General features: G+C 61.4%; 26 protein-coding genes and 1 tRNA gene. 6 read left to right on the top strand and 21 right to left on the bottom strand.

From position 1 onward, the window contains the following. Positions 1 to 3: 3 nt before the first annotated feature. Together DIC66_RS02915 and kbl are read right to left on the bottom strand one after the other, a co-directional pair. Positions 4 to 957: an NAD-dependent epimerase/dehydratase family protein gene (locus DIC66_RS02915; protein WP_117173817.1), complete on the bottom strand. Its 954-nt coding sequence runs from the start codon at positions 955 to 957 to the stop codon at positions 4 to 6. Continuing rightward, entirely contained in the window at positions 954 to 2,180 is a 1,227-nt protein-coding gene (gene kbl / locus DIC66_RS02920) for a glycine C-acetyltransferase (RefSeq protein ID WP_117174157.1), read from the bottom strand. Before kbl ends, DIC66_RS02915 begins: the two co-directional genes overlap by 4 nt. Before the next feature lie 131 nt (positions 2,181 to 2,311). On the opposite strand from kbl, the gene DIC66_RS02925 reads away from it, so the two are divergent. After that, positions 2,312 to 2,887, top strand: coding sequence for a helix-turn-helix domain-containing protein (locus DIC66_RS02925; protein ID WP_420820476.1), 576 nt, complete (start codon positions 2,312 to 2,314; stop codon positions 2,885 to 2,887). 28 nt (positions 2,888 to 2,915) lie between these two features. Continuing rightward, a complete protein-coding gene (locus DIC66_RS02930; RefSeq protein ID WP_117173821.1) occupies positions 2,916 to 3,788 on the top strand; it encodes an LOG family protein in 873 nt (290 codons plus the stop codon). Positions 3,789 to 3,809: 21 nt separating this feature from the next. On the opposite strand, the gene DIC66_RS02935 is transcribed toward DIC66_RS02930, so the two are convergent. Genes DIC66_RS02935 through DIC66_RS02970 form a run of 8 tightly spaced genes read right to left on the bottom strand, consistent with a single transcriptional unit; the run spans position 3,810 to position 12,753 of the window. Then, a complete protein-coding gene (locus tag DIC66_RS02935) occupies positions 3,810 to 5,015 on the bottom strand; it encodes an MFS transporter (RefSeq protein ID WP_117173823.1) in 1,206 nt (401 codons plus the stop codon). A 2-nt stretch (positions 5,016 to 5,017) separates the two neighbouring features. Beyond that, complete coding sequence (locus DIC66_RS02940) at positions 5,018 to 6,445, bottom strand: DNA recombination protein RmuC (protein WP_117174159.1); 1,428 nt, start codon at positions 6,443 to 6,445, stop codon at positions 5,018 to 5,020. A 9-nt stretch (positions 6,446 to 6,454) separates the two neighbouring features. Next, positions 6,455 to 7,447, bottom strand: coding sequence for a 2-hydroxyacid dehydrogenase (locus tag DIC66_RS02945; RefSeq protein ID WP_117174161.1), 993 nt, complete (start codon positions 7,445 to 7,447; stop codon positions 6,455 to 6,457). A gap of 31 nt (positions 7,448 to 7,478) precedes the next feature. Beyond that, positions 7,479 to 8,687, bottom strand: coding sequence for a nicotinate phosphoribosyltransferase (pncB, locus tag DIC66_RS02950; protein WP_117173825.1), 1,209 nt, complete (start codon positions 8,685 to 8,687; stop codon positions 7,479 to 7,481). Next, a complete protein-coding gene (locus DIC66_RS02955) occupies positions 8,684 to 9,361 on the bottom strand; it encodes an ABC transporter ATP-binding protein (protein ID WP_117173827.1) in 678 nt (225 codons plus the stop codon). Before DIC66_RS02955 ends, pncB begins: the two co-directional genes overlap by 4 nt. Beyond that, positions 9,354 to 10,190, bottom strand: coding sequence for an ABC transporter ATP-binding protein (locus DIC66_RS02960; RefSeq protein WP_117174163.1), 837 nt, complete (start codon positions 10,188 to 10,190; stop codon positions 9,354 to 9,356). Before DIC66_RS02960 ends, DIC66_RS02955 begins: the two co-directional genes overlap by 8 nt. Beyond that, positions 10,183 to 12,048 (bottom strand): ABC transporter permease, encoded by a 1,866-nt coding sequence (locus tag DIC66_RS02965; protein WP_117173828.1) that lies wholly within the window; start codon positions 12,046 to 12,048, stop codon positions 10,183 to 10,185. Before DIC66_RS02965 ends, DIC66_RS02960 begins: the two co-directional genes overlap by 8 nt. A 9-nt stretch (positions 12,049 to 12,057) precedes the next feature. After that, positions 12,058 to 12,753, bottom strand: a complete 696-nt coding sequence (locus DIC66_RS02970; protein ID WP_117173830.1) for a nitroreductase — start codon at positions 12,751 to 12,753, stop codon at positions 12,058 to 12,060. A gap of 280 nt (positions 12,754 to 13,033) precedes the next feature. Here DIC66_RS02970 and DIC66_RS02975 point away from each other — a divergent pair, with 280 nt between their 5' ends. Further along, entirely contained in the window at positions 13,034 to 13,582 is a 549-nt protein-coding gene (locus DIC66_RS02975; RefSeq protein ID WP_117173832.1) for a phasin family protein, read from the top strand. 217 nt (positions 13,583 to 13,799) lie between these two features. On the opposite strand, the gene DIC66_RS02980 is transcribed toward DIC66_RS02975, so the two are convergent. Both DIC66_RS02980 and DIC66_RS02985 read right to left on the bottom strand, forming a co-directional pair. Next, a complete protein-coding gene (locus DIC66_RS02980) occupies positions 13,800 to 14,258 on the bottom strand; it encodes a DUF2076 family protein (protein ID WP_117173834.1) in 459 nt (152 codons plus the stop codon). 85 nt (positions 14,259 to 14,343) lie between these two features. Beyond that, positions 14,344 to 15,243 carry a patatin-like phospholipase family protein gene (locus DIC66_RS02985; protein ID WP_199534646.1) on the bottom strand — a complete coding sequence of 300 codons (900 nt, stop codon included), beginning with the start codon at positions 15,241 to 15,243 and terminating at the stop codon, positions 14,344 to 14,346. A 95-nt stretch (positions 15,244 to 15,338) separates the two neighbouring features. Between DIC66_RS02985 and DIC66_RS02990 the strand changes: the two genes are divergently transcribed. Next, positions 15,339 to 15,827, top strand: coding sequence for a DUF1499 domain-containing protein (locus DIC66_RS02990; RefSeq protein WP_117173838.1), 489 nt, complete (start codon positions 15,339 to 15,341; stop codon positions 15,825 to 15,827). 30 nt (positions 15,828 to 15,857) lie between these two features. Here DIC66_RS02990 and clpA read toward each other — a convergent pair whose 3' ends face one another. Next, positions 15,858 to 18,179, bottom strand: coding sequence for an ATP-dependent Clp protease ATP-binding subunit ClpA (clpA, locus tag DIC66_RS02995; protein WP_117173840.1), 2,322 nt, complete (start codon positions 18,177 to 18,179; stop codon positions 15,858 to 15,860). A 77-nt stretch (positions 18,180 to 18,256) separates the two neighbouring features. Beyond that, entirely contained in the window at positions 18,257 to 18,628 is a 372-nt protein-coding gene (gene clpS / locus DIC66_RS03000) for an ATP-dependent Clp protease adapter ClpS (RefSeq protein WP_117173842.1), read from the bottom strand. Positions 18,629 to 18,834: 206 nt separating this feature from the next. On the opposite strand from clpS, the gene DIC66_RS03005 reads away from it, so the two are divergent. Further along, positions 18,835 to 19,287 (top strand): DUF192 domain-containing protein, encoded by a 453-nt coding sequence (locus DIC66_RS03005; RefSeq protein ID WP_117173844.1) that lies wholly within the window; start codon positions 18,835 to 18,837, stop codon positions 19,285 to 19,287. A 14-nt stretch (positions 19,288 to 19,301) separates the two neighbouring features. Here the strand turns inward: DIC66_RS03005 and DIC66_RS03010 are convergent, their stop codons facing one another. The 7 genes from DIC66_RS03010 to cysS all read right to left on the bottom strand — a co-directional run bounded on the left by DIC66_RS03010 (position 19,302) and on the right by cysS (position 25,574). Then, positions 19,302 to 19,994: a DUF1345 domain-containing protein gene (locus DIC66_RS03010; protein ID WP_117173846.1), complete on the bottom strand. Its 693-nt coding sequence runs from the start codon at positions 19,992 to 19,994 to the stop codon at positions 19,302 to 19,304. Between the two features lie 100 nt (positions 19,995 to 20,094). After that, positions 20,095 to 20,187, bottom strand: a tRNA-Ser gene (locus DIC66_RS03015). A gap of 37 nt (positions 20,188 to 20,224) precedes the next feature. Next, positions 20,225 to 21,493 carry an aspartate kinase gene (locus DIC66_RS03020; protein WP_117173848.1) on the bottom strand — a complete coding sequence of 423 codons (1,269 nt, stop codon included), beginning with the start codon at positions 21,491 to 21,493 and terminating at the stop codon, positions 20,225 to 20,227. Between the two features lie 4 nt (positions 21,494 to 21,497). Next, the gene (gene tilS, locus DIC66_RS03025) at positions 21,498 to 22,490 is read right to left on the bottom strand and encodes a tRNA lysidine(34) synthetase TilS (protein ID WP_117173850.1); all 993 of its coding nucleotides are present in this window, start codon (positions 22,488 to 22,490) and stop codon (positions 21,498 to 21,500) included. A gap of 18 nt (positions 22,491 to 22,508) precedes the next feature. After that, a complete protein-coding gene (locus tag DIC66_RS03030) occupies positions 22,509 to 23,486 on the bottom strand; it encodes an acetyl-CoA carboxylase carboxyltransferase subunit alpha (protein WP_117173852.1) in 978 nt (325 codons plus the stop codon). A 49-nt stretch (positions 23,487 to 23,535) separates the two neighbouring features. Further along, a complete protein-coding gene (locus tag DIC66_RS03035) occupies positions 23,536 to 24,183 on the bottom strand; it encodes a DNA-3-methyladenine glycosylase family protein (RefSeq protein WP_117173854.1) in 648 nt (215 codons plus the stop codon). Then, complete coding sequence (gene cysS / locus DIC66_RS03040) at positions 24,180 to 25,574, bottom strand: cysteine--tRNA ligase (protein ID WP_117173856.1); 1,395 nt, start codon at positions 25,572 to 25,574, stop codon at positions 24,180 to 24,182. The genes DIC66_RS03035 and cysS overlap by 4 nt, the downstream gene beginning before the upstream one ends. 192 nt (positions 25,575 to 25,766) lie before the next feature. Here cysS and DIC66_RS03045 point away from each other — a divergent pair, with 192 nt between their 5' ends. Beyond that, positions 25,767 to 26,870 (top strand): tetratricopeptide repeat protein, encoded by a 1,104-nt coding sequence (locus tag DIC66_RS03045; protein ID WP_117173858.1) that lies wholly within the window; start codon positions 25,767 to 25,769, stop codon positions 26,868 to 26,870. Position 26,871: the final 1 nt, after the last annotated feature.

Consider the following 26,871-nt stretch of genomic DNA (forward strand, 5'->3'; position numbering starts at 1 on the left):
AGCTCAGGCCGCTGCGAGCGTGCGTCCCAGGTTCTCCAGCATGTCCGCCACGATGGCATCGAGGTCAAATTGGGCTCGCCAGCCCCAGTGCTGTTGCGCAGCGCTGTCGTCAATCGAACGCGGCCAGCTGTCGGCGATCTGCTGGCGGAAGTCTGGCGCATAGGCGATCGTGAACCCAGGAATGCGCTTGCGGATGGCGGCGGCCATTTCTTCGGGAGTGAAGCTCACGGCGGCCAGGTTGTAGGAGCCGCGCTCCTTCACGCTGTCCGAGGGTGCATCCATGAGTTCCAAAGTGGCGCGTATGGCGTCGGGCATGTACATCATGGGCAGGCGCGTCTGCGGCCCCAGGAAGCTGGTGTAGCGGCCTGTCTTCAGGGCCGAATGGAAGATGTCGATGGCGTAGTCGGTGGTGCCGCCGCCGGGCAGGGTCTTCCAGCTGATCAGGCCGGGGTAACGCAGGCTGCGCACGTCCACGCCGTGGTTGCGGTGGTACCAGGCGCACCAGCCCTCGCCTGCCAGCTTGGAGATGCCGTAAATCGTGGTGGGTTCCATCACGGTTTTTTGGGGTGTGGCGTCACGCGGCGTGGTCGGGCCAAAGGCGGCAATCGAGCTGGGCCAGAACACGCGCTCGAGCTTGTGGCTGCGGGCCAGCTCCAGCACGTTGAGCAGGCCCTTCATGTTCAGGTCCCAGGCCCACTGCGGATGCTGCTCGCCGCGAGCCGACAGGGCTGCGGCGAGCAGGTAGATTTGCGTGATGCCATGGCGCTCCACGATCTCGGTCAGTGCCGAGGCCTCGGTGGCATCCAGCATCTCGTGCTGCACACCCACCACCCGCCCCTCGGGCGCCAGGTCGCTGGTGACCACGGCCGCCTGGCCGTGGCGCTCAGCCAGGGCCACGGTCAGCTCGGTGCCGATCTGGCCATTGGCACCGACGATCAAGATCTTGGGTGTGCTCATGGCTGGGCCGCTCCAATCAGGCCCAGCTCACGCCCGGCCTGGGTAAAGGCGGCCACGGCCTGCTCCAGGTCGGCGCGGGTGTGCACGGCACTCATCTGCACGCGGATGCGCGCTTGGCCCTTGGGCACCACGGGGAAGAAAAAGCCCACCACGTAAATGCCCAGTTCCAGCATGCGCGCGGCCAGCTTTTGCGCCACCTCGGCGTCGTACACCATGATGGGGACGATGGCGTGCTCGCCGGGCTTGATGTCAAAGCCAGCGGCGGTGATGGCCTGGCGGAAGTAGCGGGTGTTGTCTTCCAGTTTGTCACGCAGTGCGGTGGAGGCCTCCAGCAAGTCCAGCACCGCCAGCGACGCGCCCACAATGACGGGTGCCACGGTATTGGAAAACAGATAGGGCCGCGAGCGCTGACGCAGCAGCTCCACCACTTCACGGCGCGCGCTGGTGAAGCCACCCGAGGCGCCGCCCAGCGCCTTGCCCAGAGTGCCGGTGATGATGTCCACCTTGCCGAATACACCACGCGCCTCATGTGTGCCGCGTCCGGTCTTGCCCATGAAGCCGCTGGCATGGCATTCGTCCACGCCCAGCAGCGCGCCGTACTGGTCACACAGGGCGCGTATGCGGTCGAGTTGCGCCACCGTGCCGTCCATGGAGAACACACCATCGGTAAACACCAGAACATGGCGGGCACCCGCCGCACGGGCTTCCTGCAAGCAGCGCTCAAGATCGGCCATGTCGTTGTGGGCATAGCGGAACTTCTGGGCCTTGCACAGGCGTATGCCGTCGATGATGGAGGCGTGGTTGAGTGCGTCGCTGATGATGGCGTCCTGCTCACCCAGCAGGGGCTCGAACAGGCCGCCGTTGGCATCAAAGGCTGCTGCATAAAGAATCGTGTCCTCCATGCCCAGAAAGCGCGAGAGGCGCGCCTCCAGGGTTTTGTGCAGGTCCTGCGTGCCGCAGATAAAGCGTACCGAACTCAGGCCATAGCCGTGGGTGCGCAGCGCTTCATGGGCTGCTTCGACCACGGCAGGATGGGAGGACAGGCCGAGGTAGTTGTTGGCACAGAAGTTCAGCACTTCGCGCTCGCCACCATCTGCGGTCTTGATGCGGATATGCCCGCCCTGGGGCGTGGCAATGATGCGCTCGGCCTTGTAAAGCCCGGCGGCACGAATGCCGTCCAGCTCTTGGCTGAGATGGATATAGAAGTCGGCGGAAGTCGTCATGGTGTCACCTTGGCTGAAGTAGAGTCTGGCACAATGGTTCGGTACATTGCGCATATTGCAATATATCGAATATTTTTCCATCATATCGAACAATACAACCCACTGCAACACCATGGCAAGCCGCAAACCCACTGACGCCGATACCGAGCCCCCCCCGCGTGGGCGACACGCTGGCGGCGCTGCGCCAGTCGCAAGCCCTGTCCCTGGACGAGCTCTCGCGCCGCGCCGGCGTGTCCAAGTCCATGCTCTCGCAAATCGAGCGGGCCCAGGCCAACCCCACGGTGGCCGTGGTCTGGCGCCTGGCCAATGCATTGGGCGTGCCGATTGGCGAGTTGCTGGGCAGTGCGCCCGCGGCACCCGCTGCACCGGCCATCACCCTGGTGCCCACACAGTCCACGCCCTCGCTGCGCAGCCCGGACGGCCTGTGCGAGCTGCGCATACTCGGGCCGGTGGAGATGGCCGGGCAGTTCGAGTGGTATGAGCTGAAACTGCAGCCCGGCGGCGTGCTGGATTCGCAGCCGCATGAGCCGGGCACACGGGAGCACCTGACGGTGGCCTCCGGCAGCATGGAAGTGCAAGTAGCCGAGACAAAGCAGAAGCTCAAGGTCAGCGAAACGGCGCGCTACCACGCCGACAGCGCACACAGCATCCGCAACACCGGCAAGACCGCGGCCAGCGCCTGGCTGGTTGTGATCCACCCGACTTGAACACCCAAGCGGGTGCACAATAAAGCCAATGGAAAATACACAAAACCTCACCGAACAACGCATTGCCGACGCCTGGGCAGACCTGAGTGCCGTGCCGCACACCGGCATCGCACTGCAGGCCGATGCCTACCGCATGGCCTTTGCCGACCCCGAGTTCCTGCTGCGCCGCGAAACCCGCGGCATCCGCATCCAGCTGGAGATGCTCAAGCCCGACCTGGACCAGACCGAGCAAGGCGTCAACGACACCGTCGTCGTCTTCGGCAGTGCCCGCTTCATGGCGCCCGAAGATGCCAAAGACCTGCTCGAGAAAGCACAGGCCACCGGTGATGCAGCCCAGATCGCCCTGGCACAACGCCATGTGCGCAATGGCAAACACTACGACAACGCACGTCTGTTTGCCCGCTTGGTAGCAGCCCACAGCCTGAAGTGCGCACCGGAAAACCGCCTGTTCATTTGCACCGGTGGCGGCCCCGGCATCATGGAGGCGGCCAACCGTGGCGCCTTCGAGCTCGGTGCGCCCACCCCAGGCCTGAACATCACGCTGCCGCACGAGCAAAAGGCCAATGACTATGTCACGCCCTCGCTGAGCTTCAAGTTCCACTACTTCGCCATCCGCAAGATGCACTTCATGATGCGGGCCAAGGCGTTGGTGGCCTTCCCCGGAGGCTTTGGCACACTGGACGAGTTGTTTGAAGTCATCACCCTGGTGCAGACGCAAAAGGCCAAACCGGTGCCCATCATCCTGTTTGGCACGGACTACTGGAAGCGCCTGATCAACCTGGATGTGCTGGTGGAAGAAGGCACGATTTCCGCGCAGGATCTGGAGCTGATCCGGTACACGGACGATCCGCAGGAAGCCTGGGACATGATCCGCCGCTTCTACGGCCTGCCACAAGCCTGACCGCGCCGACCCTGCCGCCCCTCAGGCAGCAGCAGGCCGCAAGTGCCAGGCCGCGCGTGAGCCCAGGGCCACGGCAGCACCCACGGTCCAGAACACCGCCGACACACCCACCACCGTGCCTGCGGTACCAAAAAGCAGGGGCATGAGCACGCTGGACATGTTGATGCTCATCAGCCGCAGGCCCAGTGCCTGGCCATGCAGGGCGTGTGGCGTGATCTGGTGCAGGGTGCTCATGATCATGGGCTGCACCGAGCCCAGCACAAGCCCCAGCAACACCGAGCACAAGCCCATGGCCAGGGGGGTGTGCATCAGCGGGTACAGGCCAAAAAGGAGTGCTGTGACCAGCATGGCGCCGCTCACCACCACCCACTCGCGCAAATGCACCGCCAGCAGCGGCATGGCCACGCGCACACAGGCCGCGGCAATGGCAAAGCTACCCAGGATGGCGCCTATGACCGAGGCACTGAAAGCCCGCTCATGGCCGAGCACCGGCACCACAAAGGTATGCACATCCCAGCAGCTTGACAGCAACCAGTTCACCAGCAGCAGGCGCCGCATGGAGGGCTCGCGCAGCAGATGCCAGACCTGCGGTTTGGGCACGCCGGCCGGGTGCACCACCGGCGGGAGTTCTTGGGTGTCGCGTATCCAGAACCAGGTCAGCAAGGGCAGAAGCGCCATGCACAGAAAGGCGGCCTGGAAACCATGGATGTCCGCCGCCGTACCGCCCAGCCAGACACCGGCATGGTCAATCAACAAGCCTGCTGTGACGGGGCCAAAGAAGTTGGAGACCGCAGGTCCTATGGCCAGCCAGCTGAACACGCGCTTCAATTCGGTGGCGTCATGGGCGGCACGGCCCACATGGCGCTGCAAGGCAATCGATGCCGCGCCGGTGGCACCGCCCAGGCACAGGGCGCTGAGGCACAACACCTCGAAGCGCGGCCAGAGCGCTGCCAGCAGCGCCCCCGCCACTGCCGCCAGCAGTGCCGCGCCCACCGGGCGCTTGAGGCCGTGCTGGTCGGCGTAGCGGCCTGCCGGAATCGCCAGAAATACCTGCATCAGCGAAAACAGCGCCAGCAGGCTACCCACCGACAGGGCGCCATAGCCCAGCTTCAAGGCAAGCAAGGGTGCAGCCATGCGGCTGCCCGCCATGGCGCCATGCAGGCACATCTGGCCGGCGATCAGGCGGGCCAGGGCCCAGGACGTGGTTTTGGGGAGGGGCTGGTCCATGCTCAAGCAGGGTCGCCTGCATCGGCTCCTGCATCAGGCGCCAGGTCCAAATCACGGTCCACCGCAATCAGCGTCTGGGCCTGGCTATCGGGCAGGGCTTCGACTTTTTTCAGGGCCCGGTCCATGGCGCGGCTGCGCACCTGCGCGTTGTCCAGGGTCTTGAGCACGGTCTCGGTCTGCGCCTTCACTTTGGCCAGCACGTCGCCAAACTTGGCAAACTCGTTTTTCACCGCACCCAGCACCTGCCAGACCTCGCTGCTGCGCTTCTCCAGCGCCAGGGTGCGAAAGCCCATTTGCAGGGAGCTCAGAATGGCCAGCAAGGTGGTGGGTCCGGCCAGCGTCACGCGGTGGTCGCGCTGCAGGCTTTCCATCAGGCCGGGGCGGCGCAGCACCTCGGCATACAGGCCTTCGGTGGGCAGGAACAGGATGGCAAAGTCGGTGGTGTGCGGTGGCTCTACATACTTCTCGTTCATGTTTTTCGCCTCCAGCCGTATGCGCAGCTCCAGTGCCTTGCCCGCCGCCTCGGCGCCCAGCGCATCTGCCCTGCCCTGTGCGTCCAGCAGGCGCTCGTAGTCTTCGTTGGGGAACTTGGCGTCTATGGGCAGCCACAGCGGCGCGCCGTTATCTGAGCGGCCCGGCAGCCTGATGGCGAAGTCCACCACGTTCTTGCTGCCCGGAATGGTGGCCACTTGGGCTGCGTACTGGTCGGGCACAAACACCTGCTCCAGCAGGGCTTCGAGTTGCGCCTCGCCAAACATGCCGCGCGTCTTGACGTTGGTGAGCAGGTGCTTGAGATCGCCCACGCCCTGGGCCAGCGTCTGCATTTCGCCCAGGCCCTTGTGCACCTGCTCCAGCCGTTCGGCCACTTGCTTGAAGCTCTCCCCCAAGCGCGCCTGCAGGGTGGACTGCAGCTTCTCGTCCACGGTGGCGCGCATCTCGTCGAGCTTGGCGGCGTTGGTGGTTTGCAGCTGCGCCAACTGGGCTTCCAGGGTCTGGCGGATCTCGGCCATGCGCCGGGCGTTGGACTCACTGAGTTGGCCGAGCTGCAGGGTCAGGGTGTCGGACAGGGACTTTTGCAGCAGGGCCAGTTGCTGGCCAAAGGCGTCAATCTGGCTGTTTTGCGTGCGCGTGGCTTCTGCGCCCTGCGCGGTCAGGGTCTGCTGGAAGGTGGCAATGTTCTGGGCCAGTTCCTGTCGGGCGCTGCGTGCGGATTCGGCCATCTCCTGGCGCAAGGCGCGCTCCAGGGACTGGGTGTTGGCAGCCATGGCAGCCAGCAGGCTGCGTTGGGCTGCGTCCTGTTGTTGCTGCAGTTGCTGTAACTCAAGGCCGGGCTGGCCGTCCGCGCTGCGCAGGGCCAGCCACAGCACCACGCCGCTGTTCAGCAGCACCAACAGCAACAGGCCCCAGACCAGCAGGGAGTTCAAGGGCATGCCATCCATCTAGGCGCCCTTTTTCGTCAGCACTTCCGGGTTCAAAGCGGTCACCGGCTTGTGGTGCAAAAAAAAGCCCACCAGGTTGTCCACCGCCAGTGCAGCCATGGCGCGGCGCGTGCCGATGGTGGCGCTGGCGATGTGCGGGGTCAGCACCACATTGGGCACGGTCAGCAAGGCCGGGTTCACGCTGGGCTCGCCTTCAAACACGTCCAGACCGGCTGCGGCAATACGCTGGGTGCGCAGGGCCTCGGCCAGTGCCGCATCGTCCACAATGCCGCCGCGCGCAAGGTTGATCAGGGTGGCGGTGGGCTTCATCAGCGCCAGTTCTGCAGCGCCTATGGTGTGGTGCGAGCTGGCGGAGTAAGGCAATACCAGCATCACATGGTCGGCAGTCTTGAGCAGCTCCTCCTTGCCCACAAAGCGGGCCTTGATGCTGTCCTCGGTGGCGGCGTCCAGGCGCGAGCGGTTGTGATAAATCACCTGCATGCCAAAACCCAGGGCAGCACGCCTGGCAATGGCCTGGCCAATGCGCCCCATGCCGATGATGCCCAGGGTGGTGCCATGCACCTCGGCACCGGCGAACAGGTCATAACGCCAGTGCGTCCACTTGCCGGCGCGCAGAAAGTGTTCGCTCTCGGTCACGCGCCGGGCCGTGGCCATCAGGAGGGCAAAGCCGAAGTCGGCCGTGGTCTCGGTCAGCACGTCGGGCGCATTGGTGCCCAGCACACCGGCCGCGGTCATGGCGGGCAGGTCAAAGTTGTTGTAGCCCACGGACATGTTGGCGCAAATCTTCAAGTCGGGGCAGCCAGAGAGCAAGGCGGCATTGACTTTGTCGGTGCCGGTCATGAAGGCGCCTACCTTGCCCTGGAGCCGCTGCTGCAGTTCTTCAGTTGACCAGGAGGCATCGGCCTGGTTGGACTCCACGGTGAAGTGCTGGCTGAGCTGCTCCACCACTTCGGGGAAGATGGCGCGGCAAATGAGGATGGCGGGTTTGGTCATGGTTGTAGAGGGAGAGTTCAGGGCCTGGAGTTCAGGCCGGTTGGGCAATTTCAAACACCTGGCGCAAATAGGCCAGGTAGCGTTCGTCGTCGCACATGTTCTTGGAGGGGGTGTCGGAGAGCTTGGCCACCGGCTGGCCGTTGCAACGCACCATCTTGATGACGATTTGCAGCGGCTCGTAGCCCAGGTCATTGGTCAGGTTGGTGCCAATGCCAAAGGCCAGCTGGCAGCGGCCACGGAACTGCTGGTACAGCGCAATGGTGCGCGGCACGGTCAGACCGTCGCTGAAGATCAGGGTCTTGGTGCGGGGGTCCACCCGGTTCTGGCTGTAGTGCTCCAGCATGCGCTCGCCCCAATCGAAGGGGTCGCCGCTGTCGTGGCGCGCGCCGTCAAAGAGCTTGCAGAAGTACATGTCGAAGTCGCGCAGGAAGGCCGTCATCCCATACACATCGCTGAGCGCAATACCCAGGTCGCCCCGGTACTCCCGCGCCCAGGACTCGAAGGCGTAAATCTGGCTGTCGCGCAGGCGCGGCCCCAGGGCCTGGCAGGCCTGCAGGTATTCATGCGCCATGGTGCCCAGGGGCGTGAGGCCCAGCTTCATGGCCAGCCAGACATTGCTGGTGCCCGCCAGCTGCCCCGGCACGCTGCGGGAGTGGCCCGGGCTGTGGTGGGTGCCCAGGCGCGCCGCCAGCACGCGCATGACCTCCTCATGCCAGGCACGCGAGAAGCGGCGGCGGGTGCCGTAGTCGGCAATCTTCAGGTCGCTCAGGCCCTCTTCGCGCAGCTGGCCGATCTTCACGTCCAGGCGCTTGCGCCCTTCCACAAAATCGGGCACCGACTGGGTATTGCGGAAGTAGACCTCGTTGACGATGGCCAGCACCGGAATCTCGAACAGGATGGTGTGCAGCCAGGGCCCGACGATGGCAATGCTGATGTCGCCCGAGGGCAGCGGCGTAACAGTAATGTATTTTTCGTTGAGCTTGAAGAGGCCCAGAAAGTCCACAAAGTCGCTCTTGATGAAGCGCATGGAGCGCAGGTAGGCCAGCTCGCTGTCCTGAAAATGCAGGCTGCACAGCGAGCGGATTTCCTCGCGGATCTCGTCCACAAACGGCGCCAGCTGGGCACCCGGGTTGCGGCACTTGAAGCGGTATTCCACCTGGGCGCCGGGGAACTGGTGCAACACCACTTGCATCATGGTGAACTTGTAGAGGTCGGTGTCCAGAAGGCTGGTGATGATCATGGTGTGCGGTGTTGGCCAAGTTGCCCGGCCACCAGTGTAATGACTCGGTCTGCATGCGCTGCCAGCAGAGCGTTTTGTTCGGCCACCAGCAAGGACATGCCCTGTTTTTTGAGCTGCAGCAGGGCCTGAACGATGGACTCCACCAGCACCGGTGCGATGCCTTCGCAAGGCTCATCCAGTAGCAGCACGGTGGGTGATGTCATGAGGGTGCGCGCAATGCTCAGCATCTGCTGCTCGCCGCCGCTCATCTCCAGCGCGCGGCGTTTTTGCATGGGTTTAAGGGCGGGAAACAGCGCAAAGACCTGGTCGAGCTGCTGCTTCTCGCCTGCCACCTGGGCCATCGATGCCGCGGCAGTGGACGCAGGCGGGCGGGCTGCGACCAGCAAGTTCTCCAGCACCGTCAACTCGGCGAACAGGCGCCGGTCTTCGGGCACAAAGCCCAGGCCCAGACGGGCGCGGGCATGTGCGGGCAAATGGGCAATGGGCTGGTGCTGTAAAACCACCTCGCCTTGCACCCTTGGCCCCAGCCCGATGAGGGATTGCAAAAGCGTGGACTTGCCCGCACCGTTCAGGCCTTGCAAAAGCAAGAGCTCGCCCTGCCCCAGATGCAGCGAGACATCAAACAGGGCCTGCGCCGCGCCATACCAGGCGCTCAGGTTCTTCACTTCAAGCATCGATTCCCCGAGGTTCGGGTTGACTGGATGGACCGGGCTCAGTCGGCGTTGCAGTGTGGCGAAACGACTGGCCCAGGTAGTTGCGGCGCACATCCGCATGGGCGGCCACTTCAGCCGCAGTGCCGGAGGCGACAATGCGCCCTTCCATCAGCACCAGCACCCGGTCGGCCACGCCAAACACGGCGTCCATATTGTGTTCGGTGTAGAGCACCGCCATGCCCGCCCGCCCAGCAACAGCCCGTGTGAGCCCGTGCACCAGTTGCATCAGGGCAGCTCGCTCGGTGGCGGCCAGTCCGGCGGCGGGCTCGTCCAGCAACAGCAGTGTGGATTCGGTGTCAGCCAAACCCGCCAGTGCCATGGCCAACTCCAGACGCTTCTTCGCGCCATAGGGCAATTGGCGCGCATCCAGGGCAGCTTGCTCCGACAGGCCCACAGAGGCCAACAAAGCCAGTGCCGCCTGTGGCGCCTGGGTATCCAGCAACTGCAGCGGATTGCGTACCGAGGCACCTGGCAACAGCAGCTGCACATTCTGCAAAACCGTCAGCGCTTCAAATGTCTGAGCCACCTGAAAGGTGCGCGCCATGCCCAACCGCAGGCGCTGGGCTGGCGTCAGTGGGTCCACACGCTGGCCCCTCCACAGCACCTGACCAGCGCTGGGCGCATGCTGACCCGCGATGCAGGCAAAGGTGGTGGACTTGCCAGCCCCGTTGGGCCCAATCAGGGCCACGCACTCGCCGGGCAGCACTGAAAAATTGACACCACGCACGGCCTGCACGCCGCCAAAGTGCCGGGCCAGATCGCGCACCTGCAGACCCAGCCCCTCAGCCATGGGCATCCCCTCCATGGGCATTCCCTTTTGGGCCTTGAACGCGCAGCCCCAGAATGCCGGACGGCGCCCAGACCATGATGCCCATCACCAGCAGGCCCAAGGCGCCGCGCCAGTAGTCAAAATTGCGCCCGAGTTCGCTGCCCGCCAGCACCAGAACCGCAGCACCCACCCAGGCGCCCCACAACTGGTGCAGACCGCCCAGCAACACCACCAAAAGCATGTCCAACGAGGTGCTGACCGACAGCACCGATGGAAACACCGAGCCCTTGTGCGCCGCAAACAGGCCGCCCGCCAGGCCGGCCAGTGTGGCGCTTTGCAGAAGCACCTGCCACTTGATGCGCTGCAGGGGCAATCCACTGGACGCGGCGCGCAGCGGTGCGTCACGCAACGCCTGCAGCGCCGCACCCAAGCCCGAACGTGCAAAGCGCCGCAAGGCTGCCACGCAGGCCAGGGCCACCAGCACCAGCCACACCAGGAACGCGGGGCGACTGGTGTCGCCTACCAGTTGCAAACCAATCAGGCCGTTGTCGCCACCGCTCACTGCCACCCATTGGCTGGCGCTGGCCCACAGCACCTGTGCCAGGGCCAGTGACAACATCGCCAGATAGACGCCACTGCTGCGCACCAGCACGCCACCCATCACAGCCGCGAGTGCCAAGCTGGCACAAGAAGCCGCCAGCAGGGCTGGCACCAAGCCCCAGCCCCACGCCAGGTGCACCCAGGCTGCCGCATAGGCACCCAGGCCAAAGAAGGCGGCGTGGCCAAAGCTGACCAGGCCGCCCAGGGCCATCATGGACTGCAGGCTCACACCCACGATGACCAGAATCAGTCCATCACCCAGCAGCGACTGCCAATAGTCCGACGCCCACCAAGCCACGGCCAGCAGGCCAGCCAAGGCCAGGCTAACGCCTTGAAAAGCCCTGGCATTGCGGGGCCACAGGTGAAAGCGCATGCCCTGCTCCTGGGGCAGCGGCGCCAGAGCCCGGCCCAGCAAGCCCTGCGGCCGGATGGCCAGTACCAGGCCCATGGTGACAAACACCAGCACCAGCGTAGCCTGCGGAAACAGGGCCGTGCCAAAGGAATGCACCAGCCCTATCAGAACGGCCGCCAGAAAGGCACCACCCAGGCTGCCCAGACCGCCGGTGACCACCACCACAAAGGTCTCCACCACAATGTTCAGGTCCATTTGCAGGTTGGCAGGTTCGCGCGGCAGTTGCAGGGCACCGCCCAGCCCGGCCAGACCGCAGCCCAGCAGCACGGCAATCAGCATCAGGGGCTTGGGGTTGACGCCCAGGGCCGACAGCATGCCGCGGTCGAGTGTGGCAGCGCGCAGGCGTGTGCCCCAAAGCGTGTGCTGCAAAACCAAATGCAGGCACAGCCAGACCAGCGGGCCCAGGGCAATGGTCAGCAACTGGTACTGCGGGAAAAATCCCGTGCCTATTTCCACAGACCCCTTGAGCCCGGGAAAGCGTGGCGCAAACACTTCGTCCGGCCCGAAGGCCCAGCGCATGCCGTCATGCAGCGCCAGCGAGAGGCCAAAGGTGGCCACCAGCTGGTACAGCTCAGGCACGCCATACAGGCGGCGTAGCAGCAACCACTCGGCCAGGGCGCCAACCACGGCCGCACAGGCAGCCCCCAGCAGCATGGCCAGTGCATAGAGGCACGCACTGTCCGCCCAGGTGGGAAACCAGTCCACCAGCCAATGGGCGGCAAACAGTGCCCCGAGCATGAAAAAGCTGCCATGGGCGAAATTGACGATGCGGGTAACACCAAATATCAGCGTCAACCCGGCAGCCATCAAAAACAAGGTGCTGGCATTGCTCAGTCCGTCCAGCAGTGCAATCGCAAAGGCTGCCATAGAGGCTTATCAGTCCAACCAGTGGGTAAAGTCCTTCACTGGCACGCGGGGTGTATCAAAGGTGTTGACCAGCGCTGTTGCATCGGCATAACCCAGCGCCATGCCGCATACCAGCATCTCGTCGGCGCCAGCACCAATGAGCGGCTTGATGATGCTGTGAAAGCCGTTCCAGGCAGCCTGCGGACAGGTGTGCAGACCCAGGCCCCGTGCGCTGACCATGATGTTCTGCATGAAGGCGCCGTAGTCCACCAGCGAACCCCGCCCCATGGCACGGTCTACGGTGAACATCAGCCCCACTGGTGCGTCAAACAGGCGGAAGTTGCGCTGATGTTGCAGATGCATCTTGTCTTTGTCGGCCTTGCCGATGCCCAGCAGGCCGTACAGGCCCCAGCCGTTCTCGCGGCGGCGGTCAATGTACGGGCTGACCCATTTTTGGGGATAGTAGTCGTACTCTTCCTTGTAACGCTCGGCCAATGTCGGGTCCGCACGCATGGCTTCATGGGCGGCGCAGACCTGCTCCACCAGGGCATTGCGGGTAGCACCCTGCAGCACATACACCTTCCAGGGCTGGCAATTGGTGCCTGAGGGCGCGCGGCTGGCCACCTGCAGGATGTGCGCGATGTCGGAGCGGGCCACCTCCTGCGAGGTAAAGGCACGCATGGAGCGGCGCGAACAGATGGCTTGGTCTACCGCATTGAGCGTCATGTAACAGTCTCCGTAATTGGTGTGTGCGAAAGGCAGGTGCCGATTTTGCCAGCCGCTGCAGCCACTCTGGCCGCCCGTGTCTCCCGCGTGACGACTTCCGGGTTTGCGGCATTCTTTAGAAAAGCACCTCTAATCATGCTGCAATGCAATAAAGAGTGCTTGCAATCGCACAGGCCCTGACTACAATTCGAACCATGCTGCGGTGCAACATGGATCAACCAAGGGACGCGCGGTAGCAGATATAAAAATCGCATCACATCTTTTTATTTGGAGAATCTCAATGTCCGCACTCACCGTTGAACAAGTTGTAGCCGCTCAAAAAGCCAATATCGAAACCCTGTTTGGCCTGACCAACAAGGCTTTCGAAGGCGTTGAAAAAATCGTCGAACTGAACCTGACCGCCTCCAAGGCTGCCCTGTCGGAAGTTGCTGGCCACACCCAGTCGGTTCTGAGCGTCAAGGATGTGCAAGAGCTGATCGCCCTGCAATCCGGCCTGCTGCAGCCCCTGGCTGAAAAGACTGCTGCCTACAGCCGTCACCTGTATGACATCGCCACCAGCACCAGCGCTGAATTCACCAAGGCCGCTGAAGGCCAGGCCGCTGATGCCCAGAGCAAGTTTGCCGAACTGGTGGACAGCGCTGCCAAGAACGCGCCTGCCGGTTCTGAAGCAGCGGTTGCCATCATGAAGAGCTCGGTGGCTGCTGCTACCAATGCCCTGGAGTCTGTGCAAAAGGCTGTGAAGCAGGCCACTGAAGTGGCCGAAGCCAACTTCCAATCGGTGGCTGCATCCGCTACCAGCGTTGCCAAGCCCACTGCCAAGAAGCGCTAATTCGAAATTGGCCGCAAAAAAATTGTTGTTTATGTGTGCCGATTCCTGAAGCCAAGGGAAAACCCTGAGATAATCTAATTCATCAGGAACTCTTAGTTTCTACCAGTTGTCTCCTCGGGTCCTTTCGAAACCATCAGGTTCAGGGATCCCTTCAGGGCCTCGTTGCAAAACGGGGCCTTTTTTTTGGCCGATCACAAACAGCCGGTTGCGCCCGGGGTTAGCGGAAATAGACCACTGCGGCGGACACTGCCAGTATCGCCAGCCAGATCTTCCCGGAGTGCCTTTCTATGAAGCGCAGCCCTCGGCTTTCAAAGTCCAGGTCCTTGCTGGCTTGGGCCTGCTTGAAAAAGTCATAGAGCTTTTTGTCCAGGGTCTGTATGCGGCTGGCGTGCGCTGTCTCTCCCCAGCCCGTGGTGCCAGGATTGAAAAAATCTGCTGAAGCGGTCTTGGGCGCTGCCGCAACCAGCTCTGGTGCGGGCAGCGCAACCGGGCTCCCTGACGCTGCCAATGCACTTTCCAGAATGAGCACGCGTTGCACCAGCAAATAAACGGCATCTGGCTGCCGGCTTGCGGCGCTGCCGATCAACTTGAGTGCGGCCTGGTCCTTGGGTGCATTCCTGGTGTCCACCAACTCACGCAAGAACGCCATGAGTCGATCACGCTCACCTAGTGTCATACGGGCTCCAGCTGACAAAACAGGTTTACATTTTATAGCGTCAACCTGAAAGACCACAAGGGCAGTAGTCCCCAGGCCCCCTGCCTCAATGTGTCTTGGCAGCTATGGCGGTGCGCAGTTGAGGCAATGCCAACAGCATGGCTTGGCGCCCGGCTTCAATCGATCGCTTGCGGGAACCGAAATCGGCGCTGGAGATGCCGGTCAGCACCGGGCGGACCACCACATCGGCATCACGCAGCTCAAAGGTGTTGATGCTTTTGCCCATGATGGAAAAGGTCTGCAGCAGGATGTCAAGGGTCCCAGCGGCCAAGTTGCCCTCTGGTGGACTGGAGATGTCCACGGCAATCACCAGTTCAGCCCCCATCTTGCGCGCGGCTCGCACCGGTACGGGTGACACCAGGCCACCATCCACATATTCACGCCCGGAGATTTTGACCGGCTGGAACACGGCTGGCACCGCACTGGATGCGCGCACTGCCGTGCCGGTGTCGCCCCGCTGAAACAATGTGTCCAGGCCGGTGTTGAGGTCGGTGGCCACAATGCCCAGGGGCAAAGGCATGTTCTCGATCAGGCGCGAGCCGACCTGTCCATTGACGTAACGCGCCAGCGCATCACCTCGCAGCAGTCCTCGGCTGAAAATCGGCAAAGTCCAGTCCGCAATAGTGGCTTCCTCCATGGTTTCCGCTACCTGCTGCAGTTGTGTACCATTTTTTCCACTGGCATAGATTGCCGCCACCAGACTACCCGCCGAGGTACCCGCCACCAGAGTCGGGCGGATGCCGGCCTCTTCCAGCACCTGGATTACGCCCACATGTGCAAAGCCACGGGCTGCGCCGCCACCGAGGGCCAAACCAATGCGTGGCGGAAGTTTGGCCACGGGGATTCCGGGGTCCACAGGCGGCGGTGTGATGACGGGAGGCGAGGAACAACCCGCAAGAATCAGGGCCAGCAAACTGGCGAGAACGGTAGTGCGAAAAGTGGTCATGTATATCGGTTCAAGGCCAAGGGCCAACATCCGCTATTCTGGCTGCAAAGGATGGGCAATCGGCCTGCATCCGCTTTTTGCTGTTTGGAGCCTCCATGAAAGTCCTGGGATTCATTGCCTTTTTTATTCTCGTACTGACAGCCGCGCTGGTGCTGATCGGTCAATTGGGTTTTCTGCATGGCCAAGCGCCGACAGACCTCGGCGTACGTGACGGGCGTCTGAAGCCCCCTTCCGACACGCCCAACAGCGTGAGCAGCCAGGCAGAGCTCTACCCCACGCAACCGCAGCGCGCCTATGCCAGCATTGCGCCCTTCGCCTTCAAGGGCACGGGCGAGCAGGCGATGAATACACTGGCCAACATTCTGAAAAATACCGAGCGTTGCGTCCTCGTCAACCAACAACCTGGCTACCTGTATGCCCAGTGCAGCACCGCTCTGATGCACTTTACGGACGACGTGGAGTTCTGGCTGGACACCACAGCAGGCGTGGTTCAGGTGCGCTCGGCCAGCCGCTTGGGCCGGGGCGACCTGGGCGCCAATCGCTCACGGGTGGAAAAAATAAGGGCCCAGTTCATTCAGAACTGAGCCCTCGGGGCTGACACAGCTGGCAGTTGCTTAACCGGCCGTAGCCTCTTCCGGCTTGGACTTGCCTTCTTTCTTGGGCAGCGGCTGGATGTCCAGCAGGACTTCGGTCTTGCTCTCGTCCTTGTCGTCCAGGTCTACCGTCAGACGTCCGCCATCCGTCAGGCGGCCAAACAGCAGCTCATCGGCCAGGGCACGGCGTATGGTGTCCTGGATCAGGCGCTGCATAGGGCGTGCGCCCATGAGCGGATCGAAGCCCTTCTTGCCCAGGTGCTTGCGCAGCTTGTCGGTAAAGGTGACGTCCACCTTCTTCTCGGCCAGTTGCGTCTCAAGTTGCAGCAGGAACTTGTCCACCACCCGCAGGATGATGTTCTCGTCCAGCGCCTTGAAGCTCACAAGGGCGTCCAGGCGGTTGCGGAACTCGGGCGTGAACAGGCGCTTGATGTCGGCCATTTCATCACCCGATTCGCGCGGGTTGGTGAAGCCGATGGTGGCCTTGTTCATGGTCTCGGCACCGGCATTGGTCGTCATGATGATGATGACGTTGCGGAAGTCGGCCTTGCGTCCGTTGTTGTCGGTCAGCGTGCCGTGGTCCATCACCTGCAGCAGCACGTTGAAGATGTCCGGATGTGCCTTCTCGATCTCGTCGAGCAACAGCACGCAATGCGGCTTCTTGGTCACGGCCTCCGTCAGCAAACCACCCTGGTCAAAGCCCACATAGCCCGGGGGCGCACCGATCAGGCGGCTCACGGCGTGGCGCTCCATGTACTCGCTCATGTCAAAGCGGATCAGGTCAATGCCCATGATGTAGGCCAGCTGCTTGGCGGCCTCGGTCTTGCCCACGCCCGTGGGGCCGCTGAACAGGAAGGAGCCAATGGGCTTGTCGCCCTTGCCCAAACCAGAGCGGGCCATCTTGACGGCGGAAGCCAGCACGTCAATCGCCTTGTCCTGGCCGAACACCACGTTGCGCAGGTCGCGCTCCAAGGTCTTGAGCTTGCCGCGGTCGTCATTGGAGACGTTGGCTGCGGGAATGCGGGCAATCTTGGCCACAATCTCTTCGACCTCGGTCTTGCTGATGGTTTTCTTGCGCTTGCTGGGCGGCAGGATGCGTTGGGCCGCACCGGCCTCGTCGATCACGTCAATGGCCTTGTCGGGCAAGTGGCGGTCGTTGATGTACTTGGCGCTCAGTTCAGCTGCAGCTTGCAGGGCAGCCACAGCGTACTTCACGCCATGGTGCTCTTCAAAGCGGGACTTCAAACCCTTGAGGATTTCCACGGTCTGCTCCACCGTGGGCTCCACCACATCCACCTTTTGGAAGCGGCGTGACAGGGCGGCGTCTTTCTCGAAGATGCCGCGGTATTCGGTAAAGGTGGTGGCACCAATGCACTTGAGCTGACCTGAACTCAGGCCCGGCTTGAGCAGGTTGGATGCATCCAGCGTTCCGCCCGAAGCCGCACCCGCACCGATGAGGGTGTGGATTTCGTCGATGAACAGGATGCCGTTGGGCTTGTCCTTGAGGGACTTGAGCACACCCTTGAGACGCTGCTCAAAGTCGCCACGGTACTTGGTGCCCGCCAGCAGCGCGCCCATGTCCAGGGAATAGACCACGGCCTCGGCCAAGATCTCGGGCACGTCGTTTTGCGTGATGCGCCAGGCCAAGCCCTCGGCAATGGCCGTCTTGCCCACACCGGCCTCACCCACCAGCAGCGGGTTGTTCTTGCGGCGGCGGCACAGGATCTGGATCACGCGCTCGACCTCGTACTCGCGGCCAATCAGCGGATCGATCTTGCCGTCCTTGGCCAACTGGTTGAGATTGACGGTGTACTGCTCCAGCGGTGAAGATTTTTCGTTCTTCTCGGCCCCGCCCTCTTCGGCTTCATTGGGTGCCTCGCTGGATTTGGCAGCTTCCGGCGGATCATTCTTCTTGATGCCATGGGCAATGAAGTTGACCACGTCCAGACGCGTCACACCCTGCTGGTGCAGGTAGTACACAGCGTGCGAATCTTTCTCGCCAAAGATAGCTACCAGCACGTTGGCGCCGGTGACTTCCTTCTTGCCGCTGCCCGTGGATTGCACGTGCATGATGGCGCGCTGGATGACGCGCTGGAAACCGAGCGTGGGCTGGGTGTCCACCTCGTCGGTACCGGCCACCTGGGGCGTGTTGTCCTTGATGAAATTGGCCAGCGACTTGCGCAGGTCGTCGATGTTGGCTGAGCAGGCGCGCAGTACCTCGGCGGCGCTGGGGTTGTCAAGCAACGCCAACAGCAAATGCTCCACAGTGATGAACTCGTGGCGTTGCTGACGCGCCTCCACGAATGCCATATGCAGGCTAACTTCCAGTTCTTGGGCAATCATGTGATTTCCTTTGCCTTGCGTTGATGAATAACTGTAAACCGTTTTGAACGACAGAGTTGCAAGGTCTGGGGTTCCCCTCAAAAATCAACCGGCTCGCTTAAACATTTCAGCGGATGCCCGGCCTTGTGTGCAGCCTCCAGCACCTGGTCCACTTTGGTGGCTGCCACGTCCTTGGAATACACGCCACACACTGCTTTGCCATCCAGATGGATCTTGAGCATGATGGCTGTGGCGGCTTCCAGGTCTTTACCAAAAAACTCCTGGATTACCACCACCACAAATTCCATCGGTGTGTAGTCATCGTTGAGCATGACCACCTGGTACATGCCGGGGGGCTTGGTCTTTAACGGAACCCGCTCGAGCACCACAGAGCCGCCCTCATCCCGGTCAGGTACGCGCACCGGGTTGGGGGGTGGAGTTGGAGGTTTCTTTGTAGCCATGCGTTCCATTCTATCGGGCACCCTGTTTCACTGCACCACCCACACGATCTGGTGACGTTTTGATGACTATCAAGGCATAAAAATAAAAAATTGCCCAGGTCAAATGGTCTGGCAGCCGCTATGTTGGGGCATCTTGCTTGCACGGGCGGCACGCCGCCGAAACGGGAGTCGCGCTACATTACCGAACAGCAGCCCCCTTCTGACAAAATTCAAACATGAAATCTTTCTTTCGCACTTGCCTGCCTGTCGCACTCTGGTTTGCCGTGGGTTTTGCCACGGCCCAGGAAACACCCCAAACCCAGTTGCAGCGCATCACCCTGTCGGTGGGCATCCACCAGATCGATACACAAGTGGCCCTTACGCCGGAGCAGCACCAAATTGGCCTGATGTACCGCACGGAGATGCCGCAGGGCGAGGGCATGCTGTTTGTGTTCCAAAACCCCAGCCAGCAATGCTTCTGGATGAAAAACACGGTCCTGCCCTTGACGGCAGCCTTTGTGGCCGACGACGGCAGCATCGTCAACCTGGAAGACATGAAGCCACAGACCACCGACTCGCACTGCTCTTTGAAGCCCGTGCGCTATGTGCTGGAAATGAACCAGGGCTGGTTCACCAAGAAGGGCATCAAGCCGGGAATGAAACTTGCCGGTCGGCCCTTTTCAAAATAGCCAAACGCCGCCGGTCAAAAGAACCCGGAGGCAATGTTGATGGTCAGTGCCACCAGGGTGGTATTGAAGAAAAATGCCAGCACGCAATGCAGCGTGCCGGTTCTGCGCATTTTGTGGCTGGTAAAACTCACATCGGCTGTTTGGCCTGACGTTCCAATGGAACACGCAAAATACAAAAAATCACCGTAGTCCGGTGGCTCTCCCCCGGGAAACTCAAGGCCACCGTGCTCGCCACGAATCGCAGTCACATAGTAGTCATGGGCATAGTGAATGGCAAACATGGTCTGCGTGAAGGCCCAGGATGTAGCAATCGTCATCCCGGCGAGCGCGATATGGGCATAACGCGTCTGACCCTGCAGTTCCTTGACCATGGCCAGCTCCGCCACGATGGCGCCGATGCAAAAAAGGGCAGCCGTCACCACCAGCAGGAGCACAGTGGCATTGCCTTCGTCCTGCATCAGTGCACGCAGGCGCATCTGCTCGTGGGATGACCAGAACATCATCTTCATTGCCAGTACCAGATACAACAGCGCACCGACATTCCAGCCCACGATGGCCCTCGTCACCGGCAGTTGCAGCAGTGAATAGGGCAAGCCCACCGCCATGACAACGCCCACCAGTGCACTGAAAAAAAGGCGAGGCCGCGCCAGGAGCAGGCGAATGGGTAGCGGCTTGGACTTGTGGGGATGAACTGGCAGGTCGGTCATGGGCGGTGTCCCGGGTCATCAAACAGGCTAGCAGGCAGCACAGCAGACAAGCGTTGAGGGAAGAAAAAAGGCCTCTGCATTGCAGAGGCCTTTTCAACTTTGGCGGAAACGGAGGGATTCGAACCCTCGATGAGGCTCTACACCCCATACTCCCTTAGCAGGGGAGCACCTTCGGCCACTCGGTCACGTTTCCTGACGACTCAAATTATCGCACGACTTGGCGGTTTTTTTCAGACCAGCGGCTGGTCCAGGTCAAAAGCTTTGTGCAAAGCGCGCACGGCCAACTCCATGTACTTCTCGTCGATAACAACCGAGGTCTTGATTTCGGAAGTGGAGATCATCTGGATGTTGATGCCCTCTTCGCTCAGCACGCGAAACATCTTGCTGGCAATGCCAACGTGGCTACGCATGCCGATACCAACGATGGAAACCTTGCAGATCTTGGTGTCGCCCAGCACTTCTTTGGCACCCAGTTTGGGCAGCACCTGGGTCTTGAGCAGGTCCACGGCCTTGGCGTAGTCACCGCGGTTGCAGGTGAAGCTGAAATCGGTTTTGCCTTCCTTGCTGACGTTCTGGATGATCACGTCCACATCGATATTGGCATCGGCAATCACGCCCAGGATCTGGTACGCAATGCCGGGGGTGTCAGGCACACCCAGGATGGAGATTTTGGCTTCATCGCGGTTGAATGCAATGCCGGAAACAACGGCTTGTTCCATGTGTTCGTCTTCCTCAAAGGTGATCAATGTGCCGGATGCGGCTTCTTCGTTGATGTCAATATCCCAGGACGTGAAGCTGCTCAGCACGCGCAGGGGAACTTTGTACTTGCCGGCAAACTCCACCGAGCGGATCTGCAGGACTTTGGAGCCCATGGATGCCATTTCCAGCATCTCTTCAAAGCTCACGGTTTTGAGGCGGCGGGCTTCGGGCACCACGCGCGGATCGGTGGTGTAGACGCCGTCCACATCGGTGTAAATCAGGCATTCGGCAGCCTTCATGGCGGCTGCAACGGCCACGGCCGAAGTGTCGGAGCCACCACGACCCAGGGTAGTGATATTGCCTTGGTCATCCAGGCCCTGGAAGCCCGTAACGATGACAACGCGCCCGGCATCCAGGTCAGCGCGCACCTTGACGTCTTCAATCGACTCGATGCGGGCCTTGGTGTAGGAGCTGTCGGTGCGAATGGGTACTTGCCAGCCGGCATAGCTGACCGACTCCATACCCTCAGCCTGCAGGGCTATGGCCAACAAGGCACTCGACACCTGCTCACCGGTGGCTGCCAGCATGTCCAACTCCCGGCCATAGGCATCGCCTGGTTTGCTGGGGGAAAGCTCCTTGGCAAGACCGAGCAGGCGGTTGGTTTCACCGCTCATGGCGGAGGGAACCACCACCATCTGGTGACCTGCGCGCGCCCATTTGGCAACGCGTTTGGCGACATTGCGGATGCGTTCCGTAGAACCCATCGACGTGCCGCCGTATTTGTGAACTATCAAAGCCATTGGATCAATTTCTGTGGGGCAAAACCACAGGATTGTACCAAGCGAGTACCGCGCCCCTGCGCTCCACAAAGCCGCTTCCCACTTTGATGTGGATGCGGTGCCCACGTGTGGTGCAGGCAGCAAGCTGATCCTGCAGTTCACGCAATTGCACGGTGCTGGGAATCACCGCAAAACCGGACTTGAGCCAAAAGCGCAAGGCATTGGCCTGTCGGGGTCGGCTCAGGCCCTGCAAGCCGACAAGGGTCGGCAATCCGTCGCGCTCGCGCTGTACGTAGGCCAGGTCCTCTTGGGCAATTTCATCCAGCAAGGACTGCGCTTGCGCTGCATGCGCCGCACTCCGGGCGAAGGTATCCCGGAACTGCGGAAACGCGGATTGCAGAGCGGGGGTAATGAGTGAGCGGATGCGGTTGCGGGTAAAGCGCGCATCGGTGTTGGTGGGGTCTTCAACAAAAGCAATCTGCTCGCGCGCCAGCCAGTCACGAATCCCAGAGCCGGCGACCTCCAGAAAGGGGCGGTGAAAGTTGACCCCACCCCGCATCCATTCGGCCCCCATGGCGCTCAGGCCCGCCAATCCGGCGCCACGACTCAGGGCCAGCAGCAAGGTCTCCACCTGATCATCAGCGTGTTGCGCAACAGCGATGGACGGCAGGGCTACTGCACCAGGATCACCTTGGATACCCTGGGCCAATTCCAGCAAGCCCTGGTAGCGGGCAATGCGGGCTGCGTCCTCGGGGCTTTGTCCGCTGGCATGGGCGGCATGGACGGCCTTTACCCGCAGCGGCACTTGCAAGGAAGCGCACAACTGCAGGCAATGCGCCTGAAACTCGCTGGCCGCTGCTTGCAAGCCGTGGTTGATGTGCAGTGCGACCACCTGTCCGGGCCACTGGCGCGCGCACAGTACCAGCAGTGCGCTGGAGTCAGCCCCGCCACTCAAGGCCACACCCAGTGGAAGAAGCGGATGAAAGGCGCGCATCGCCTGTTCCAGCGACTGCGTCATGGCTTCTCTTCGGTCTGATTACTTGGAACTGGCTTTGGTGTCGGTAAAACGGCCGTAGCTCTTCAGACGCTCATAGCGGCGGTCCACCAACTCCTTCACCTTGAGGTCGGCCAGTTGCCGATACGCATCGGCCAGCGCACGCTTGAGGAAGGCGGCAGCCTGCTTGGTATCGCGGTGTGCGCCACCCACGGGCTCATTGACGATCTTGTCAATCACACCCAGTGCCTTCAGGCGATGGGCGGTGATGCCCAGGGCATCGGCCGCGTCTTGTGCCTTGTCGGATGTCTTCCACAAAATCGATGCGCAGCCTTCCGGGCTGATCACCGAGTAGATGGAGTACTGCAGCATGATCAATTGGTCAGCCACCGAGATGGCCAGCGCACCACCCGATCCGCCTTCGCCAATGATGGTGGTGATGATGGGTACTTCGAGTTGCGCCATCTCGAAAATATTGCGGCCAATGGCCTCGGACTGCCCGCGCTCTTCGGCATCAATGCCGGGGTAGGCTCCGGGCGTGTCCACAAAGGTGAACACCGGCAGCTTGAATTTTTCGGCCAGCTTCATCAGGCGCAGCGCCTTGCGGTAGCCCTCGGGCTTGCACATGCCGAAGTTGCGCAGGCCACGCTCCTTGGTGTCACGGCCTTTTTGCTGACCAATCACCATGCAGGGCGTTCCGTTGAAACGTGCCAGTCCGCCCACGATGCTCAGGTCATCGGCAAAGTGCCGGTCGCCGTGCAGTTCGACAAAATGGGTGAAGATTTCGGACACATAGTCCAGCGTGTAAGGACGTTCGGCGTGGCGGGCAATCTTGGTGATTTGCCATGGCGTCAGGTCGCTATAGATGTCCTTGGTGAGCTGCAGGCTCTTTTTTGCCAGTTGCTCGATTTCAGACGAAATGTCTACGGCAGACTCGGTCTGCACATAGCGCAGCTCTTCAATCTTGCCCTCCAGCTCGGCAATCGGTTGCTCAAAATCCAGAAATGTCTTTTTGGCCAACGCGTTTCTCCTCTGAAAGAACCTGTGCCTGCGGGGGCAGGCGGTTCAGTTAATACTCGACCGGCACAGGGTCCAACGACCGCCAAATATACCAAGTTGCCACGCTGCAATAGGGAGCCCAGGCTGCGGCCACCTCTCGGGCGTCACTGCGGCTCACCACATCGCCCGAAAAATAGCTCTGGCTGATCCCGGTGATCAGGCCCGGGTCGTCCAGCGGCAGCACATTGGGGCGCATCATGTGGAAGATGAGAAACATCTCGGCAGTCCAGCGGCCAATGCCGCGTATGGCCACCAGTTCATCCACGATTTCGTCATCCGGCATCTCTGCCCAGTTGGCAACGTGCAGTGCACCGTTGTCAAAGTGCAGTGCCAGATCCACCAGGTACTCGACCTTGCGTGCACTGAGGCCAGCCGCGCGCATGTCGTCCACTTTGAGGCGCAGCACATTGGCTGGCGTGATTTTGCGTGGCAAAGCAGCAAACCGTTCCCAAACCTTTTGGGCCGATGGCACTGAAATCTGCTGACCCACAATGCTGCGTGCCAGGGTCACAAAAGCATCACCGCGGGTTTGCAGGCAGGCGTCACCAAACTTGGGAATCAGCTTGCGCATCACCCGGTCTTTTTTTACCAGATGCTTGCACGCCTCCTCCCAATACGCCGGTGTGACCGGCACGACACCTTCTACTACCGCCATCATTGCTGGACTTCCCACGTCGTGCCTGCAGGAGAGTCCTTGAGCACGATACCCTCCTCCAGCAACTGTTTGCGAATGCCGTCTGCACGGGCAAAGTCCTTGGCCGCTTTGGCGTGGGCACGCTCCTCAATCAGCGCCGCGATACGGTCTTCCGACACCAGGGCACCGGCCTGCAGATAGGTCTTGGGATCCTGTTGCAGCAGCCCGAGGCAGTGGCCCAGGCCCCGCAGCAGGGCAGCCAGACTGGTGGACTTGCTGCGGTTGATTTCAGAAGCCAGGTCAAACAGCACGGCGATGGCTTCGGGCGTGCCAAAGTCCTCGTCCATGGCCGCCTTGAAGCGCTGGGCATGGTCGGAGCTCCAATCGACGGCTTGCACGCTGTCGGGTGGCGACAGGTCAAGTGCCGTGTACAGGCGCTTCAAGCCACTGCGCGCATCATCCAGATGCGCGTCGCTGTAATTCAGGGCAGTCCGGTAATGGGTGCGCAGCAAAAAGAATCGAACCGTCTCGGCCTCGTACTTCTCCAGCACCTCACGGATGGTGAAGAAGTTGCCCAGACTCTTGGACATCTTTTCGTTGTCCACACGCACAAAACCGTTGTGCACCCAGAAGCGGGCCAGGGGTTTGCCGCTGGCTCCCTCGCTCTGGGCAATTTCGTTTTCGTGATGCGGAAACTGCAAGTCCGCCCCGCCCCCATGGATATCGAATGTTTCACCCAGCGTCTGGCAGCTCATGGCCGAGCATTCAATATGCCAACCGGGCCGCCCCAAGCCAAAGGGATAGCCCAAGGCGGCAGCATCCCATTTGGCGTCTTCGGGCTCGGTGGCCTTGGCGGCCTTCCACAGCACAAAGTCCAGAGGGTCTTCCTTGCCATCCTGCACTGCCACGCGTTCACCTGCGCGCAACTCGTCCAGCGACTTGCCGGACAGCTTTCCATAGCCGGGAAACTTGCGCACGGAATAATTCACGTCACCGGAGCTGGCCTGGTAAGCCAGGCCTTTGTTTTGAAGCTGGGCGATCAGGTCCAGCATTTGTGGAACGTATTCTGTGGCGCGCGGCTCCAGTGTCGGGCGCTCAATGCCCAGGGCATCTATGTCCTGGTGCATGGCCACGATCATCTCGTCGGTGAGAGCACGTATGGTCATGCCGCGGCCCAGCGCACGCTGGATGATCTTGTCATCAATGTCCGTGATGTTGCGCACATAGGTCACGCGGTAACCACTGCTTTTGAGCCAACGCTGCACCACGTCAAAGGCCATCATCATGCGGGCGTGGCCAATGTGGCACAGATCGTAAATCGTCATGCCACAGACGTACATGCGTACATGGCCGGGTTCGGAAGGAGCAAACGGCTCCATGGCACGGCTCAGCGTGTTGTAAATGCGCAAACTCATAGGGATCGGAATTCGGTCTGACCTTGGTGCTCTAACGGCGGGAGGTTAGCTTGTGTTTTTATGTGGAAGGCAGTAACTGCACCAATCGAACGATTCAGTGTGCTCAGATACAATGGGTACCAGTATAAAGCGCCCTCCGTAAAAAAAGATCCTGACTGTCAGGCACCCCGCACGATAAGCACCCGAGGTTGTATGAAGCAAGTGAGTTCCCCTCTATTTTCGACTCTGCGATTGATCGCCACCATTGGACTGCTGTGCGGCCTGTCGGCTCGTGCAGATGAGTATTCCGATGTGTCCCAGTTGGCGCGCACCGGCAAGCTGTCCGAGGCACTGAGTCGGGCTGATCAGTACTTGGCAGCAAAGCCCAAAGACCCGCAGATGCGATTTATCAAAGGCGTTATCCAGCGCGATACCGGCAAGACTTCCGAGGCCATTGCCACCTTCACGCGGCTGACCGAAGACTTCCCCGAGTTGCCCGAGCCCTATAACAATTTGGCTGTGCTCTACGCCGGTCAAAGCCAGTTTGACAAGGCACGCGGAGCCCTTGAAATGGCTATTCGCACCAACCCGAGTTATGCCACCGCGCACGAGAATCTTGGCGACATCTATGCCAAGCTGGCCAGCCAGGCCTACAACAAGGCCTTGCAGCTGGACAACAGCAACCAGGCTGTTCCTCCCAAGCTGGCCCTGATCCGCGAAATTTTCAGTACCGGTAAAGTGCCCTACACCGCGGTCGCAGCATCCTCTGCTGCGGCGCCACCGGCAGCGGCGCCTGTTGCGGCAGCACCCGTGCCAAAGCCTGCGGCTCCTGCAACACCACCACCGGCAGCAGTAGCGGTGTCACCGGCTTCGCCCACACCGGCCAAGCCGGCGCCTGCAACAGCAGTTGCCTCAGCACCTGCTGTTGCACCCGCACAGGCCACGGCAACCAAGGTTGCTGCGGTAGCCGATGAAGCAGCTACCAAAGAAGTGGAAGCGGCAGTTGCAGCTTGGGCACGCGCTTGGTCTGCACGGGACGTAAATGGCTATCTTGCAGCCTATGGCAAAGACTTCAATCCTCCTGGAAACCAGAGCCGCAAGAGTTGGGAGGAAGAGCGCCAGTTGCGCATTTCAAGCAAGGCCAGCATAAGCGTCAGGGTGGACAAACTGCGTGTGAGTGTGAATGGCAGCCATGCCACGGCCAAGTTCCGCCAGGACTACAAGGCTGGCGGACTGGCCGTCAACAGCAGCAAGACGCTGGACTTCACCAAGGTGGGAGACCGTTGGCACATCGTCAAAGAGACTGTAGGTAACTAAA

The organism is Rhodoferax lacus (assembly GCF_003415675.1).
Classification (GTDB): domain Bacteria; phylum Pseudomonadota; class Gammaproteobacteria; order Burkholderiales; family Burkholderiaceae_C; genus Allorhodoferax; species Allorhodoferax lacus.